Source organism: Mucilaginibacter sp. P4_A11 (assembly GCF_056402535.1).
This window is the reverse complement of sequence record NZ_JBFUHE010000001.1, coordinates 374,268-389,725: the sequence shown is the minus strand read 5'-3', so window position 1 is coordinate 389,725 and position 15,458 is coordinate 374,268. Positions and strand designations below refer to the sequence as shown.

16 protein-coding genes are annotated in these 15,458 nt (G+C 42.8%); 5 read left to right on the top strand and 11 right to left on the bottom strand.

What is annotated here, in order from left to right; translation table 11 throughout:
• Nucleotides 1-32 precede the first annotated feature (32 nt).
• Both groL and AC1DUD_RS01765 read left to right on the top strand, forming a co-directional pair.
• On the top strand, nt 33-1,664 hold the full coding sequence (gene groL, locus AC1DUD_RS01770) for a chaperonin GroEL (RefSeq protein WP_330862153.1): 1,632 nt from the start codon (nt 33-35) through the stop codon (nt 1,662-1,664).
• Nucleotides 1,665-2,027: 363 nt separating this feature from the next.
• Nucleotides 2,028-2,819, top strand: a complete 792-nt coding sequence (locus tag AC1DUD_RS01765) for a mechanosensitive ion channel family protein (RefSeq protein WP_477370758.1) — start codon at nt 2,028-2,030, stop codon at nt 2,817-2,819.
• 168 nt (nt 2,820-2,987) lie between these two features.
• On the opposite strand, the gene AC1DUD_RS01760 is transcribed toward AC1DUD_RS01765, so the two are convergent.
• From AC1DUD_RS01760 to AC1DUD_RS01735, 6 genes are read right to left on the bottom strand one after another with little or no spacing between them, the layout of a single operon-like run.
• The gene (locus AC1DUD_RS01760) at nt 2,988-4,334 is read right to left on the bottom strand and encodes a DUF58 domain-containing protein (RefSeq protein ID WP_477370755.1); all 1,347 of its coding nucleotides are present in this window, start codon (nt 4,332-4,334) and stop codon (nt 2,988-2,990) included.
• An 8-nt stretch (nt 4,335-4,342) separates the two neighbouring features.
• The gene (locus AC1DUD_RS01755; protein ID WP_477370752.1) at nt 4,343-5,320 is read right to left on the bottom strand and encodes an AAA family ATPase; all 978 of its coding nucleotides are present in this window, start codon (nt 5,318-5,320) and stop codon (nt 4,343-4,345) included.
• A 2-nt stretch (nt 5,321-5,322) separates the two neighbouring features.
• A complete protein-coding gene (locus tag AC1DUD_RS01750) occupies nt 5,323-6,504 on the bottom strand; it encodes a DUF4350 domain-containing protein (protein WP_477370749.1) in 1,182 nt (393 codons plus the stop codon).
• Entirely contained in the window at nt 6,501-7,265 is a 765-nt protein-coding gene (locus AC1DUD_RS01745; protein ID WP_477370746.1) for a DUF4129 domain-containing protein, read from the bottom strand. Before AC1DUD_RS01745 ends, AC1DUD_RS01750 begins: the two co-directional genes overlap by 4 nt.
• 7 nt (nt 7,266-7,272) lie before the next feature.
• A complete protein-coding gene (locus AC1DUD_RS01740) occupies nt 7,273-8,145 on the bottom strand; it encodes a hypothetical protein (RefSeq protein WP_477370743.1) in 873 nt (290 codons plus the stop codon).
• A complete protein-coding gene (locus AC1DUD_RS01735; protein WP_477370740.1) occupies nt 8,146-9,108 on the bottom strand; it encodes a stage II sporulation protein M in 963 nt (320 codons plus the stop codon).
• Between the two features lie 89 nt (nt 9,109-9,197).
• On the opposite strand from AC1DUD_RS01735, the gene AC1DUD_RS01730 reads away from it, so the two are divergent.
• On the top strand, nt 9,198-9,932 hold the full coding sequence (locus tag AC1DUD_RS01730) for an RDD family protein (RefSeq protein WP_477370737.1): 735 nt from the start codon (nt 9,198-9,200) through the stop codon (nt 9,930-9,932).
• On the opposite strand, the gene AC1DUD_RS01725 is transcribed toward AC1DUD_RS01730, so the two are convergent.
• Both AC1DUD_RS01725 and AC1DUD_RS01720 read right to left on the bottom strand, forming a co-directional pair.
• Nucleotides 9,926-10,267: a DUF2752 domain-containing protein gene (locus AC1DUD_RS01725; protein ID WP_477370734.1), complete on the bottom strand. Its 342-nt coding sequence runs from the start codon at nt 10,265-10,267 to the stop codon at nt 9,926-9,928. The genes AC1DUD_RS01730 and AC1DUD_RS01725 overlap by 7 nt on opposite strands.
• Before the next feature lie 17 nt (nt 10,268-10,284).
• On the bottom strand, nt 10,285-10,761 hold the full coding sequence (locus AC1DUD_RS01720; RefSeq protein ID WP_477370731.1) for a DUF5684 domain-containing protein: 477 nt from the start codon (nt 10,759-10,761) through the stop codon (nt 10,285-10,287).
• Between the two features lie 141 nt (nt 10,762-10,902).
• On the opposite strand from AC1DUD_RS01720, the gene AC1DUD_RS01715 reads away from it, so the two are divergent.
• Nucleotides 10,903-12,330, top strand: a complete 1,428-nt coding sequence (locus tag AC1DUD_RS01715) for an L-serine ammonia-lyase (RefSeq protein WP_477370728.1) — start codon at nt 10,903-10,905, stop codon at nt 12,328-12,330.
• Nucleotides 12,331-12,504: 174 nt separating this feature from the next.
• Here AC1DUD_RS01715 and AC1DUD_RS01710 read toward each other — a convergent pair whose 3' ends face one another.
• From AC1DUD_RS01710 to AC1DUD_RS01700, 3 genes are read right to left on the bottom strand one after another with little or no spacing between them, the layout of a single operon-like run.
• Nucleotides 12,505-13,224 carry an SGNH/GDSL hydrolase family protein gene (locus AC1DUD_RS01710; RefSeq protein ID WP_477370725.1) on the bottom strand — a complete coding sequence of 240 codons (720 nt, stop codon included), beginning with the start codon at nt 13,222-13,224 and terminating at the stop codon, nt 12,505-12,507.
• Nucleotides 13,224-13,979, bottom strand: a complete 756-nt coding sequence (gene lipB, locus AC1DUD_RS01705) for a lipoyl(octanoyl) transferase LipB (protein WP_477370722.1) — start codon at nt 13,977-13,979, stop codon at nt 13,224-13,226. The genes AC1DUD_RS01710 and lipB overlap by 1 nt, the downstream gene beginning before the upstream one ends.
• Nucleotides 13,979-14,620 carry a 4'-phosphopantetheinyl transferase family protein gene (locus tag AC1DUD_RS01700; protein WP_477370719.1) on the bottom strand — a complete coding sequence of 214 codons (642 nt, stop codon included), beginning with the start codon at nt 14,618-14,620 and terminating at the stop codon, nt 13,979-13,981. Before AC1DUD_RS01700 ends, lipB begins: the two co-directional genes overlap by 1 nt.
• Nucleotides 14,621-14,831: 211 nt before the next feature.
• On the opposite strand from AC1DUD_RS01700, the gene dcd reads away from it, so the two are divergent.
• Nucleotides 14,832-15,368, top strand: a complete 537-nt coding sequence (gene dcd, locus AC1DUD_RS01695) for a dCTP deaminase (protein WP_112568810.1) — start codon at nt 14,832-14,834, stop codon at nt 15,366-15,368.
• Nucleotides 15,369-15,458: the final 90 nt, after the last annotated feature.

Sequence of the window (15,458 nt, the reverse complement as noted above, 5' to 3'; positions counted from 1 at the left end):
TCGCTAATTCAATAATTCAATAATTAAAAATCATGGCAAAACAAGTTAAATACAATGTTGAAGCACGCGACGCCTTAAAACGCGGTGTGGATATCCTTGCTAACGCAGTTAAAGTAACCTTAGGTCCTAAAGGCCGTAACGTAATCATCGACAAAAAATTTGGCTCACCAGCCATCACTAAAGACGGTGTTACTGTAGCTAAAGAAATTGAATTAAAAGACGCCCTTGAAAACATGGGTGCACAAATGGTTAAAGAAGTAGCTTCAAAAACTGCCGATATTGCAGGTGATGGTACTACTACTGCTACCGTTTTAGCGCAAGCCATTGTAACCGCAGGTATTAAAAACGTAGCTGCCGGTGCAAATCCAATGGATTTAAAACGCGGTATTGACAAAGCTGTTATAGTTGTTGTTGAGAATTTAAAAGCTCAGTCACAAACTGTAGGTGAAGACAATAACAAAATCAAACAAGTAGCTTCTATTTCTGCTAACAATGACGAGGTTATCGGTTCATTGATCGCTGAAGCTATGGCTAAAGTTGGTAAAGACGGTGTGATCACTGTTGAAGAAGCAAAAGGTACTGAAACTGAAGTTAAAACTGTTGAAGGTATGCAGTTTGACCGTGGTTACCTTTCTCCATACTTCGTAACCAACGCTGATAAAATGGAAGTTGAGTTGGAAAATCCTTACATCCTGATCTACGATAAGAAGATCTCTTCGATGAAAGAATTGCTTCCAATCCTTGAAAAACAAGTACAAACAGGCAAACCATTATTGATCATTGCTGAAGATCTTGATGGCGAAGCTTTAGCTACTTTGGTAGTTAACAAGATCCGCGGTTCACTGAAAGTTGCTGCTGTTAAAGCTCCGGGCTTTGGTGATCGTCGTAAAGCTATGTTAGAGGATATCGCTATCCTAACTGGTGGTACTTTGATCTCTGAAGAAAGAGGTTACAAATTAGAGAACGCTGACCTTAGCTACTTAGGCACTGCTGAGAAAATCGTTATCGACAAAGATAATACTACTATCATCAATGGTGCTGGTTCTGCAGAAGAGATCAAAGGCCGTGTTAGCCAGATCAAATCACAAATCGAATCAACAACTTCTGATTACGACCGCGAGAAATTACAGGAGCGTTTAGCCAAATTATCTGGCGGTGTTGCTGTACTTTACGTTGGTGCTGCTACCGAAGTTGAAATGAAAGAGAAAAAAGACCGTGTTGACGACGCTTTACACGCTACACGTGCCGCTGTTGAAGAAGGTATCGTAGCTGGTGGTGGTGTTGCTTTCATCCGTGCGGTTGCTGCTTTAGCTGACCTTAAAGGTGATAACGAAGACGAAAACACTGGTATCCAGATTATCCGTCGTGCTATCGAAGAGCCTCTACGTCAGATCTGCGAAAACGCTGGTATTGAAGGTTCAATCGTTGTGCAAAAAGTTAAAGAAGGCACTGCCGACTTTGGTTACAACGCACGTACCGATAAATATGAAAACCTGATTGCTGCAGGTGTTATTGACCCAACTAAAGTAGGTCGTGTAGCTTTAGAAAACGCAGCTTCAATTGCAGCTATGTTGTTAACAACAGAAGTTGTATTGGCTGATGATCCTGAAGATGCTCCAGCTGGTGGCCCACCAATGGGTGGCGGCATGGGTGGTATGATGTAATACCTCCGCATCCGGAAACGGGTGTACCAAAATATATACTATTCAAAACCCTGTATGCTTTTGCATACAGGGTTTTGTGCTTTAAAAGAACCTGTTATAGTCATGCTAAGGTAAATCAACAGTCATTTGTTAATCATTTGATTAATTTCTGAATATTAGGCATCTGTTAATCTGTAATTTTGCATAACAAATCTGATACAGCGCCAAACAGGCACAGGATTTGAATAATGCAGGTCATGAAACGTCTATCTCAAAAAACTAAACAAATACAAAGCACCCTCGTTGAATGGATGCTATTCAAGGGCCCCGAGCTCTTCGTTTCCCTGTACAGTTAACAGATAATTATTACCTTTGCGCCCAGTTATGAAACTGGACGAATTTTACAAAGAATTCCACACTTGGCTTATACACCGCGGGCCCAATTATTTAGGTGGAATAATCATATTTTTCATTGGTATTTGGTTTATTAAATGGCTGCGTAACCGTTTGCGTACGCGTATGGCCAGGCGCGGGATACACTCATCGCTGCAACCCTTCTTTTTAAGTCTTACCATTACCGCCATGTATGTACTACTCGTGATATGGGTAATGAACATCATAGGCTGGGAAATGACCATTTTCACCACCATTATAGGCGCCTTCTCCGTGGCAGCGGGTTTAGCCTTATCCGGTACCTTTCAAAACTTTGCAGGTGGTGTATTGATCCTCTTACTAAAACCATTCGAACTTGATGACAGCATTGTAGCCCAGGGGCAGGATGGCCGGGTGGTATCTATACAAATGTTTTATACTGTGCTCATTACAGCCGATAACAAAACCGTGATCATCCCTAACGGAAAGCTGTTTAACGAGGTTATTGTAAACATAACCCGCGAAGGCCGTCGCCGCCTTGATTTTGAAATGCGTGTAGGCTATAACAATGATATGGAAAAAGCAAAGGCTATCATGACCAACGTTGTAAATGCCAATAATGATATCCTGCATGATCCGGCCGCACGCGTAGGCGTTATCAGCCTGGATAACGATTGTGTTAGGTTTACCATTAACGTTTGGGTTGATCCGGCCAATTTCCTCAACGCCAAAATAAACCTGCAGGAGCAAATGCTGAAAGAGCTTGCAATAGGCGGTATTAATTTCCCTAAGCCGGGATTTTGATATTAGATACAAGAAGACAAGATTCAAGAGACAAGAAATTACAGAAGCAGGAAAGAATAGAAGCAGGAAGTCAAGAAGCAAGAAAGCCCCAACAGAATTATCTTTTGGGGCTTTCTTGTTTATTCTTTTTCTTTTCTCTTGATTCCTGATCTCTTGACTCTCAAAAAACTATATTTTCTGCTTGGCCTTTATTTCCAGGTAACGGTTTACCGTATTGATAGTAAGGTTCTGTGGTGCTGTTAATATCGACTGGATCCCGTAGCTGGCCAGTTCTTTTACCATAAGCTTTTTGTCGTAAGCAAACTTTTCGGCAATGGTTTTTATATAGATGCCTTCAACATCTTTGGCCGGTTGTTCGCCCAGGGTTTTTAACTCGGTATTTTCAAAGAAGACTACCAATAATAAATGAAACTTAGCTATGCGCCGTAAAAATGGCAGTTGTCGTTGCAATGCGGGGAGACTTTCATAGTTGGTAAAAAACACTACCAAACTGCGTTGCTTTAATACCAGACGCGTTGTAGTATAAAGCGCCTCCATATTGGTTTCAAGGTAACGGGTCTTCTCCTTATATAAAACCTCAAGGATCCTGTTAAGCTGTGCATAATTCCTGTCGGCAGGGACTACCGAACCTATCTTTTCCCCTACAGTGATCAGCCCGGCTTTGTCTTCTTTAAGCAAGGCTACGTTGGAAAGTACGAGGCTGGCGTTAATAGCATAATCCAGCAAGCTAAGCCCTTCAAAAGGCATCCGCATAGCCCGCGACTTGTCAATGATGCAGTAAACATGCTGTGATTTTTCGTCGGTATAAGAGTTTACCATCAGGTCGCCGCGCCGGGCTGTAGCTTTCCAGTTTATGGTACGGTAGTCATCGCCCGTAACATACGCCTTTACCTGTTCAAACTCCATACTGTGGCCAATCTTCCTGATCTTTTTAATGCCGATATCAGTAAGCCTGTTTGAAATGGCCATCAACTCATACTTACGCATCTGTAAAAACGAAGGGTAAACAGGCAAAGTTTCGGCCTGTTCAAAATTATGTCGTTTAGATACCAGGCCAATGGCCGAACGTACAAATACCCGGATAAAACCAAACTCATATTCACCGCGACGTGTTGGCCTCAGCATATAATTGATCTGCTTACGTTCGCCTGGGGCAAGTGTAGTAGCAAACCAAACATCCCGTTTTTGAAACTGTGTGGGGATCTCGTCAATAATACCGGCGTTGATCCTGAAGCCATACCTGTTTTCGATGTAAATACTCAGCTCATTCTCATCGCTATTGCTCAGGCGTTCGGGGGCAAGTCGTTTGGCAAATACGCCATCGGCTATGCGGTAAATGATGAACAGGTCGGTGAGCAGCAGCACCAGCAGTGCGTAAAAAGCTATATCGGGTATAATACCCAACCAGGGAAAGAAAAACGAAAGCAAATACAACACCACGCAGGCCGCAACCGCACCGAATAAACGGTTAGTTAAAAACAGGTTGGTATAAAATAATCCGTATAGTTTTTTCACGCGCTTTACTATCGTGGCACTTCAATTTTTTGTATTACCTGGGTTATCACCTCGTCGGGAGTTACGCCTTCCATCTCCTTATCAGGTGTTAGCATAATACGGTGACGTAACACGGGCGCAGCAACATAAATAATATCATCGGGCGTAACAAAATCACGGCCCCTCGTAGCAGCAAGCGCCTTGGCGCCGTTCACAATAGCCAGGGATGCACGTGGTGAACCGCCCAGCTGCAAGGATTTGCTGTTACGCGTTTCGTGAATGATCTTCGCTGTAAACTCTAATATTTTATCTTCAACATGTAATGCCCTCACCTGCTGGCGTAGCTCGTTAATATCGGCGGCTGACAATGTTGGCTGGATCCGGCTAAGCTGATCGGTAGTTTTTTGCTGATGCTGACGGCTCAGGATAGCTATTTCTTCTTCCAATGTAGGATATTTCACTTCTATTTTGAACAAAAACCTGTCCAGCTGAGCTTCGGGTAAACGATAAGTACCTTCCTGCTCAACCGGGTTCTGTGTAGCGAAAACAGTAAAAGGCTCTTCCATTTTATAGCGGTGCCCATCAATAGTAAGCTGCCTCTCCTCCATTACCTCAAACAAAGCCGACTGCGTTTTTGCCGGTGCACGGTTGATCTCATCTATCAGGATAATATTCCCGAATATCGGCCCCTGCTTAAATTCAAATTCGGTTGTTTTAGGATTAAAAACAGAGGTTCCCAATATATCCGATGGCATCAGATCCGGCGTGAACTGGATGCGTGAATACCGGGCATCAATAGTTTTAGCAATAAGCTTTGCCGTAAGTGTTTTAGCAACGCCTGGTACACCCTCAATAAGAATATGCCCATCGGCCAGAATCCCGGCAATAAGCAAATCGATAGAATCATGCTGACCTACAATAATGGTTGCCAACGTAGCTTTTATTTGCTCGACAGCTTTGCTGAGTTTGGTAAGATCGGTACGCTGTTCAAAAAATTCGTTTTCCATATTTACCTGGATTGGTTATAAAATTGTTCAATAAGTTGATTGAGCCTGATAAGCTCCTGATCGGTTACAATATCATGGGTGCTGATAAAAATAAATACACCGGATAATCCACGGGCGAGATCTTCAGCAACACCGGTGCGGTTAACCAGTTCTTCTACAAACTCGGGACCGGGACGGTTAGTCTTTAGCCGGTAGGTTTCGCGGGCATAAGCCCAGAAATACTGCATCTTCTTCCGGGCAATATTAATATTATCCCTTCGCTCATAGTAAACCTGCCCTACTACGTTAACAAAATCAACCGTAGAGTTTTCAAGCGGTTTAATGACAGGGATGATCCGCTGACGCCTTTTAATTTCGTACAGTACAAAGATGAGCAGACTAAACAAAGCAAGATAGTAAGCAGCTTTTAACTGTGCATTCCCCAGGAATACCCGCATCGGCGAATCATCCTCCCCCGAACCCTGGCTATAATATTCGTCCCAAACTATTTCCGGTGTTTTCTTTACCATAGATAAAGCTGTAGAGGCCCATTCGGCCCCCTGCGGTTTCAGCAGACTATAATTAGTAAACATGCCGGGATTAGGCGTTAAGTACAAATTTCCCTTGCCTATCGGGTATTTCAGCAAGTTGGCTTTATGATCGTCCGTTTCACCAATAACTACAGCACGTGTGGTATCAAATTTGTCGTAATAGCCTGCAGTTATTCCTTTATCAACAAAGTAATTCACTTCGGGCGATAAAGCCGGGTTTACAAAATGTATTAAGGTGTGGTTGCTTCCGTTAACAGCAAACTTATTGGCAATTTTTATTTTAAGTTCTTTTTCAATATCGGTACCCAAAAATCCTGCGGCGATAAAAACGTCATTACCGGCAGCTAAATATTTTTTAAGCTGTTTAAAATCGGGAGTGGTAATATTAAGGCTTGCAGCTATGATAATGTACGATGATGCTTTGATCGAATCTTCAGTAATGGTGTTATAGATAGGATCACGCTTAGGTTTGATTGCCGAGCCTGGAAAAATATCCCCCGCACGGTCATAAAGCACCCTTGTACCATATGGTATCTTATCTGCATTACTGAAAGTTGGCGTCCAGTTAACTTCTTGGGGTTTATTCAGGTTTGCTATGATGTAAATGGCAAACAGGGTAGTGGCTATTATAAAATAGATCTTTAGGTCCTTCATAACAGTTGCTTTTTAAAGTTTTGAAACAACTGGTTAATATTACCAAAGGCAGCACCATCAATATTAAACCCGCCATACCATACATATTCAAACTGCCTGGTTAGCGATACAAAAGACTGCCGTACCGACGGATTATTAAGTTCATATACATAAACCGAATTGGTTTTTTCAGGCTGCCACTGTATAAGGCCGTTGTCACTAAGCTGTTTCAGGCTCCGCAGGTAAAGCAGGCGAACAGCCAGCCGGTAATTATGACTGGCAATAGCTTTTTCAATCTCCTCGTCAAAATTAATTTCATGAATATTCTCTGTGGATTCGGTATAGGCCAGCGGCGTTTTGCGCGACTTGCTCAGCAGCAGGTTGCCCATATCCATACCCAAAAGTTTCATGATGAAGAAAATGATGGCACCTACAGCCAGTATCAAAAAGAAGTATTTTAGGAAAGTTCCAAAACCGGGACTTATTCTTAGGCTGCCAAACAAATTTTGCCAAAACCAATTCCAAAACCGGTCCCAGAAAGACAGCCCTTGTTCCCCTCCCTTATCATTGTATTGATAGTCCCTGTCGGTCCGGTATTTATCAAGCGCACTCTCCTTAAAACGGCGCACATTAACCTTTGAGCTATCCATACGCACAACTGCAGGCTTCTTTTTAGAAGTGCTGTCGACCTTTACGGATATAGCCTTTCCATTAATTTTGGCCACTGCAGGGTTAAGTGCAAAGCACAACAGTATCAATATGATCAGTAGCGGCTTAGGCATAACTTAATTAATATTGTTCGGCAGGCAGGTCGTCGGCCTTATCGGGGTTTGTACCAAATGCTTCTATGCGGCCCAATATTCCCGTGCCGTCTTTTCTTTCTTCAAGACTGAAATAGCATAAAGCGATGGCAATGGTTGGGATGGCGTAAGTAAGCAATAAAATATTTTGAAGCATGCTGAAAAATATCACCGCGGCAATTGAAAGATATTTGAAAGAAACCAGGATCCTTACTGATGCGACAAGCATCAAAGGTACACTGGCAATTGAGTTACTTATGCTTACTATCAGTGAGCAAACAAATATGATCCCGAAAACCACCCACCAGTGATCTTTTATAAGCCTGAAACCTTTGTTAAAAGAATATCCAAACGAGGCATTTTCCATGATCATGGTAGGCAAAATGAGGTAAAATATAGGGGTGAGGTATATACCAGGTATTATGCAAAACAAAAAGCCGAAAATGAGCAATATAAATAACAATAACCCACTTCCCAATGAACGAAAGAAGTAATATTTAAAATACCCCCAAACCTCCTGTGCGGTTGGCTTTCCCCCTTTTTTTTCGAGATAAACGGCAACAAAGCATAAGGTAGTAAGATATACAAAAAACTGCGCCAGCAACATCACAAAACCATTAGCTGCGGCACTTAAACCTACTTTAAGTGTATTGTTATAATCTCCCCTGGTGCCAGGATCAAGGCTATCAAAGACAGACAGTTGTGAAAACGCTGTTGTAACCGTACCAATCAACACAAAAAAGCCGCAAATAACAAGTAATGACGCAAAAAGCGGCTTAAAATTCTGTTTCAGAAAAGTGAAGGTATCATTTATTATTTCGCCGAAATCACGGATCCGCCTCAGTTCAACAATATATTTCATTTAATGATCGGTATTAGTATAGCTTAGGTTTTTATTCAATTTTGCCGGATAAAGTATCACATACCATATCATGAATAGTAATGATGAGGCTAATATAATAATACTTAACCAAACCGGCATTTCGGTATGGCGTGTTACAAAGCTTTCAAAAAAGGCTGCCAATAGTATAATAGGGATGAGGCCTACTGTTATTTTTAACCCTTCAAGCGCTCCCTTTTTTAATGATTGCAACCGGGTATATGTTTTTGGAAATAACAAGCTGTTACCAAGTACCAGCCCTGCGCCTCCGGCCACAATAAACGACGACATTTCAAGCGTGCCGTGGATCCAGATCACGAGTATGGATTGAATCCCCAGCCCTTTGCTAAAAAAATAATATTGGAACGAGCCAAGCATAACCCCGTTCATCAAGCTGGCATACAACGAGCCTACGGAGAAAAATAAGCCCATCACAAAAAAGCGGAGTTCAACATATACGTTGTTGGCCGCTATCATCAAAAACATCAAGCCTGATGAGCTGCTTTTATACACGCCGAAAGGGTCGCCTTTAGCAATGTTATCATTGGTCATATCCACATAGTCATCCCCAAGGATAAGCCTCACAAAATGATTGTCATATTTTGCTGAAAGAACACCCATGCAGGTAAAAATCACAAAAAAGATGAGCGAATATAATAACTGCCTACGGTGCCGGAAAAACAGCAATGGCAATTCGTACCGCCAGAAAATGGCAAACCGGTTGCTTTTTTCCTTTTGATTTTTGTACATATCCTGGTGAAAGGTTGATGCAAGCCCGTTGAGGTACTTTGTTGTGTTTGACTGCGGGAAGAAAGTTTTGGCGTAGGCCAGGTCGTCGGTAATAGCTATAAATGCGGCCGCAAGCTCGTCCGGGTCGGTTGGCTTATCGATTTCATAGGCCTTCCATTTTTCGGTATTTTGTTTGATAAACAGCGCCTCACGCATTTTGAAAGCAGGTTATATTTTTTGTTAAAATACTCACAAATCTTTAATATGCAATCATAATTTACATCAACAAATATATCTTTGTTAAGATGCAAACCATAACCGTACACACAACACAAAATATTGATATAGACTATGAGATTGCCGGACTTGGTGAACGTATAGTTGGCCGGATAATCGACTACGCCATTTTCATAGCTTTCTATTTCATCTTTATTTTTCTGATCATAGGTAAAATGCCACAAACTGCGCTGATCATATGTGGAATTATCATGGCAGTGGTGTTTATATTTTATGATTTGCTTTGCGAAACCCTGCTTAACGGCCAAAGCGTTGGCAAACGTGTTATGAAGATCCGGGTGATCAGCCTTGATGGCAACCGTCCCCGTTTTGGTCAATACCTGTTAAGATGGCTGATGCGAATGGTTGATTTTGGCATTACCCTTAATCTTGGCGCGCTGCTTTGCGCACTGGTAACCGAAAATGGCCAGCGTATAGGTGACCTGGTTGCCGGAACAGTTATGGTAAAAACACACCCTCGTACCAAGATAGACAGTTTAACATTCAGACCATCAGATGATGGTTATGAACCCATATTTAAAGAGGTGGCCGAATTGCATGATGATGATGTACGGTTAATTGCCGACGTTGTGCACAATTATATGAAAACACACAACGCTATGGTAGTATACAACATGGCGGTGAAGCTGAAAGAACATCTCAAAATAGCCACATTACCTTCCGAAATGAACGACCTGCAATTTTTACAGGCCATTATTAAAGATTACAGCCATGTAAGCGCCATGTCTGAGCCTTATCAATAAGCCACGTGACCATACAGGTGCCACATTTTTAAAAAATAGCTAATGAGCACAATACTGCCGTTTATCATGAAGACTGTTTTCTTGATAATGGCTTTTTCATTATCGAGTTTAAAAAGCCTGTCGGCAATGCCGTATAAAAAAAACAGGATCAGCGGAATTGCTGCAGGATATAACAGAAAGCTTTTTTGAAGATCGCCCCTGATGAGGGCTATAACCGAGCGCTGAAAACCGCAGCCCGGGCAATCAATGCCAGTAAGATATTTAAAAGGACAGGGCAATAAATGCCCCTGCAGCCAGTGGATAAAACCAAGCTGACTGCAGGATGCATATATCATGATATTGTTTAACCACATTAATAATTTTGTGGAGGTGGATTGTTCTGATTATTGAATGGATCGCGGTAATCATTCGGGTTGAATGACCTACCTTGCGCTTCTTTGGCTGATGGGCCTAAATATTGTGCGCTGCTAAACGCCAGTATTGGGAAAAATATAAAAGGTAAAATGAGCAGGCCAACAGTAAAACCTTCGCTTTTACCAAAGCTTTTGCTTAGCAGGTTCACCATCCAAATGGCAAAAATAATATTGGCGCATGGCACAAGCAATAATATAGCAAGCCACCACATAGGCTTGCCAATTATTTCAAGCCATACAATAGTGCTGTAGATAGGAATAATTGCTGACCAACCCGGTTTGCCGGCTTTGGTATAAATCTTCCACATACTGATAATAGATATTAAACCAACAATAAGTGCCGGTATCAAAATCGCCCCCATTAACGCACCAATCATAGTGCCCGACATGTCGGAAGAAGAAGTGTAAGAATCCATAAGTTTTGTTTAGTGTTTAAGTTTTAAGGTTATTATTTGTTTAAGTTCACCGCAAAATATAAATTTTTTCTATCAAAACGATTAGTGACAACGGATTTATTACATAGCCTTTAATTGTAATAATGTTTAATTTTGACCTTGATGCAAAGAGAACAGATTTCGGTTTTTGACATGTTTAAGATAGGCATAGGCCCGTCAAGTTCGCATACGCTTGGCCCCTGGCGTGCCGCGCAGCAGTTTGTACAGTCGCTTGAGCAGCAGGGGGCACTACCGCTGGTGCAGCAGGTTAAGATATTATTGTATGGCTCATTAGCCAAAACCGGGCATGGGCACGGGACGGATATAGCTATATTATTAGGTTTAAGCGGCGATGACCCGGTTACTTTTGAGGTTGACCAGGTAACACCTAAAATCGAACACATCAAAAGTTCACATCAACTGATACTTGGCGGTATTTTGCCAGTGAGTTTTTATGCTGATGATGACTTGATGTTCCTGTTCAATGAAAGCTTGCCTTATCACCCAAATGCGGTAACCTTCCAGGCATTTTTAAATACAGGTAAGGCCATATCAGAAACTTATTATTCCATAGGTGGTGGTTTTGTAGTGAAGGAGGGCGATTCGGGCCAGTCTAAAGCGGAGGTAGATCTGCCATTCCCTATCGATACTGCTTCAGACCTATTGCATTGGTGTATCAAAACCGGCTTGCGGATTTCAGAAGTTGTGGCCGAAAACGAACTGGCCTGGCGCAGCGAACAGGAAACCCGCACGGGTGCATTGAATATCTTCAGGGCACTAAAAGAGTGCATTTACCGGGGCTGTCATACCACCGGGCAGTTACCCGGCGGATTAAATGTTGCGAGGCGGGCTGCCAAATTAAACGCCAGGCTTATCGGCAATAATAAATACAGCAATTATGACGAGTGGGTTGCGGCCATCCGGAATACCGGCGATAGCTTTAAAAACACTTTAGACTGGGTTAGCTGCTTTGCCTTGGCTGTTAATGAAGAGAATGCTTCGTTCGGCCGGGTTGTTACCGCGCCAACAAATGGTGCAGCAGGCGTGATCCCTGCCGTATTGCAGTACTACATTGCCTTTTGCGATGGAAACACAGAGCAAAAGATCGTTAACTTTTTATTTACCGCAAGCGAAATTGGAAGCATCTTTAAAAAAGGTGCTACTATATCAGCAGCAATGGGCGGTTGCCAGGCCGAAATTGGTGTATCATCCGCCATGGCCGCGGCTGCATTGACCGAATGTATGGGCGGCACACAGCGCCAGGTACTCATGGCAGCTGAAATTGCTATGGAACATCACCTCGGCCTAACCTGCGACCCTATTGGCGGCCTGGTACAGGTGCCCTGCATCGAACGGAACACCATGGGAGCTATCAAAGCCATAACAGCATCACAGCTGGCACTGCAAAGCAACCCGGAAAAAGCCAAGGTAAGCCTGGATGCGGTGGTAAAAACCATGTGGCAAACCGCGCTGGATATGAACTCAAAATACAAGGAAACAAGTGATGGTGGGCTGGCGATCAATATCCCGATCAGTTTGCCGGAGTGTTAGGTTTGAGTAATTAAGTTTCCCCAGGCGACAATATCTCCAAAACGTCATTGCACGAAGCAATCCCCGATTAGCAGGTCCGCCCTGTAGAGTTCGCGATTGCTTCGTTCCTCGCAATGACGCCTTTTTTACCAACCGTTGAGAAAATCTTTCGAGAAGCAACAATGAATTTCAACTTTACTTCTTAGCAAAAACAGCGCCTACATCTACTTTCAGTTTATCAACCCACATTCCATACATTTTACCCGATGGATGCAAACCATCACTCGCCAGTAATGTAGGATCATTTGCCGCTAATTTGGAGATGACCGTAATTTCAACGTAATTAACCTTAGCATTGGCACTTATCTTACGATTAATGTCATTGAACTGATCTATCTCAGGCCCTATTACGGCATCATTACCGTGTGCAAAAGGAGTGACCCCATAATCGGGTATGGACAATACAAATACATGTTCCCGGACACCGCCTGCAAATTTGATGGCGGTATTTAAAACCTGCTCAAATTTAATGCGATAATTTTCCTGGCTCAATCCGCCGTACTGATCGTTAACGCCTATCAGCAGGGTCACCACATCATAAGTATTGCCTTTGATATCGCTTTTGTCAATAGCCTCTATCAACTGGTCGGTTGTCCAGCCGGTGCGGGCTATGATGGTTGGTGTATTTACCTTAAATCCGCTCAACTGGTTAGCCAGTTGATTAGGAAATGCCTGTTCCGGAGGCACAGACTGGCCAATGGTGTATGAATCGCCGAGGGCAAGGTATGTTAGGGTATCCTGTATCACGATAACTGGTTTTGACGGGGGATTATAGCTAACCGGCACCGGCGTGTTTTTGCCGGCACAGGCCGATAATGTAACTGCTGTTAGTAAACTTAAAAATATTCCCTTCATTATAATATCTCCATACCAAAAAGTACGGAAATATGGTGTTTAAGGATTTTTTTAACTTCATTAATATCAACCTGTTGGCCAAGCTCCTGCTGTATGGAAGTAACAGCCTTATCATCGATACCGCAGGGCACTATGTTTTTAAAATAGCTAAGATCGGTATTTACATTAAGTGCGAGGCCGTGCATGGTTACCCAGCGACTGCAACGTACGCCCATGGCGCATATTTTGCGGGCTTTTTCATTATCGGCATCAAACCAAACACCGGTATAACCTTCGTAGCGCCCGGCTTTCAGTCCAAAATCAGCCAGGGTAAGGATCACGGCCTCTTCCAGCGTACGCAGGTACAGGTGGATATCGGTAAAAAAATTATCAAGGTCAAGGATAGGGTATGATACAATTTGTCCCGGCCCGTGATAGGTAATATCCCCGCCCCTGTTTATCGGATAATAAACGGCATGCTTTTCTTTCAGGCCTTCCTCATCCAATAATAGATGCTCGGGTTTGCCGCTTTTACCAAGAGTATATACATGCGGATGCTCGCAAAATACCAGGTGGTTAAAAGTTTCGTCGGCTTCAATAGTTTCATAAGCTACGGTGGCCCCGCCACTTTTTGCTGCCGTTTCATAAGCCGTTTCGCGGTTCCGGTTTTCAATTTTGGTTTTAACCGTTTCGCTGAAGATAGTTTCCTGCTTATCCCAGGCTTGCTGGTAATCGATCAGGCCCCAATCCTGAAAAAATACTTTTTTATTTTTCATCACTCGCCCTTTACGTAGCCTATCATATAATCTTCATACTGAAGATAGCCTACAGTATAATCAATGGTGGTATCTTTTTTATTTAATTGCGCGTTCACAACGCCATGGTGCTCAAACTGAAAAGGCTCTAAAAAAATATTATCGGCAAATGAAACCTCCTTTTGTCCGTTGCATTTATAAACAGCCTCCTTGGCGCACCAGCAAACATACAATTGCTCAATCTTTTGCGGGCCGTCAATAAAAGCCAGTTCCCCATCGCGCATAAACTTATTGGCAATTCGTTCAACCTTTTGCTTGATCTGCTCAATGTCTATCCCAACCTTATGCGTTTTGCTGATCATTACAGCCGCGTAATCAAACGAGTGGCTTAATGAGATATGGTAAGGCAGATTAACCAGGTAAGGTTTACCGTGCTCATCAACCTTGCAGTCAATATACTCGTCGGTACGGAGCATTTTGCGCAGCAGCACACGGGTGCCCAGCCAATGCAGATGGCGCTTGCCATTGCTCAGGCTTTCAACAAAATCCTTTTCCTCCTGATCCAATTGTAACTGGCTGTACAGGTCGGCAGCCTCCTCCTCGATACGCCAGAGTGCAAACTCGGTATCATCATCAATACGCTGCCTGTATGCTATCGCCATAAAAGTAAAATTGCAAAATAGGTTGCAAACATATGTCAAAAAAATTAAATTGTATACATGCAACTACATATTGGTAATTAGCTGACATATATATGGTTTAGCGATGGTTTCCGCGCTATCTGAACGTATTTTACCTGCCTATATTGTTCACAAAAGCCGGCAGCAATTGGGCTAATTTTCCTAATTTAGCGCCAGCAATAACCTGCCCCGTATGATACTATCTGATAAGCGCATCCTCGAAGAAATTGAACAAGGCCATATAATTATTGAACCATTTAACCGCGAATACTTGGGTACCAATTCATACGATGTGCATTTGGGCAAATATTTAGCTACTTACCGCAACCGGGTACTTGATGCTAAAGTTCATAATGAGATTGATGGCTTTGAAATTCCCAAGGATGGCTTTGTGTTGCAACCTAACACGCTTTACCTTGGGGTAACTATGGAATACACCGAAACCCACCGCCATGTGCCGTTTTTGGAAGGTAAATCAAGCACAGGCCGTTTAGGCATCGATATCCACGCGACAGCGGGCAAGGGTGACGTTGGTTTTTGTAACACATGGACGCTTGAAATTTCATGCGCCCAACCCGTACGTATTTATCCGGGCATGCCCATCGGCCAGCTTATTTATTTTGTAGTTGAAGGCGAGATCGAAACACTTTATAACAGCAAGGCCAACGCCAAATACAACAACCCAACCACACGCCCCGTTGAAAGTATGATGTGGAAGAATAAGTGGTAGTGTTTTAAGTATGAAGTCTCAAGTCGAAAGTCTTGAGTTTCAAGTGTAGAAAAAATCGAATTTTAACTTCAGACTTAGTACTTGCAACTT

What these genes read in the sequence shown, in the direction of transcription:
- AC1DUD_RS01715 (WP_477370728.1), top strand. Translation starts at nt 10,903, where the DNA reads ATGCAAAGAGAACAGATTTCGGTTTTTGACATGTTTAAGATAGGCATA.
- AC1DUD_RS01710 (WP_477370725.1), bottom strand. Translation starts at nt 13,224, where the DNA reads ATGAAGGGAATATTTTTAAGTTTACTAACAGCAGTTACATTATCGGCC.
- AC1DUD_RS01755 (WP_477370752.1), bottom strand. Translation starts at nt 5,320, where the DNA reads ATGGAAAACGAATTTTTTGAACAGCGTACCGATCTTACCAAACTCAGC.
- lipB (WP_477370722.1), bottom strand. Translation starts at nt 13,979, where the DNA reads ATGAAAAATAAAAAAGTATTTTTTCAGGATTGGGGCCTGATCGATTAC.
- AC1DUD_RS01750 (WP_477370749.1), bottom strand. Translation starts at nt 6,504, where the DNA reads ATGAAGGACCTAAAGATCTATTTTATAATAGCCACTACCCTGTTTGCC.
- dcd (WP_112568810.1), top strand. Translation starts at nt 14,832, where the DNA reads ATGATACTATCTGATAAGCGCATCCTCGAAGAAATTGAACAAGGCCAT.
- AC1DUD_RS01765 (WP_477370758.1), top strand. Translation starts at nt 2,028, where the DNA reads ATGAAACTGGACGAATTTTACAAAGAATTCCACACTTGGCTTATACAC.
- AC1DUD_RS01740 (WP_477370743.1), bottom strand. Translation starts at nt 8,145, where the DNA reads ATGAAATATATTGTTGAACTGAGGCGGATCCGTGATTTCGGCGAAATA.
- AC1DUD_RS01700 (WP_477370719.1), bottom strand. Translation starts at nt 14,620, where the DNA reads ATGGCGATAGCATACAGGCAGCGTATTGATGATGATACCGAGTTTGCA.
- AC1DUD_RS01735 (WP_477370740.1), bottom strand. Translation starts at nt 9,108, where the DNA reads ATGCGTGAGGCGCTGTTTATCAAACAAAATACCGAAAAATGGAAGGCC.
- AC1DUD_RS01730 (WP_477370737.1), top strand. Translation starts at nt 9,198, where the DNA reads ATGCAAACCATAACCGTACACACAACACAAAATATTGATATAGACTAT.
- groL (WP_330862153.1), top strand. Translation starts at nt 33, where the DNA reads ATGGCAAAACAAGTTAAATACAATGTTGAAGCACGCGACGCCTTAAAA.
- AC1DUD_RS01745 (WP_477370746.1), bottom strand. Translation starts at nt 7,265, where the DNA reads ATGCCTAAGCCGCTACTGATCATATTGATACTGTTGTGCTTTGCACTT.
- AC1DUD_RS01720 (WP_477370731.1), bottom strand. Translation starts at nt 10,761, where the DNA reads ATGGATTCTTACACTTCTTCTTCCGACATGTCGGGCACTATGATTGGT.
- AC1DUD_RS01725 (WP_477370734.1), bottom strand. Translation starts at nt 10,267, where the DNA reads ATGATATATGCATCCTGCAGTCAGCTTGGTTTTATCCACTGGCTGCAG.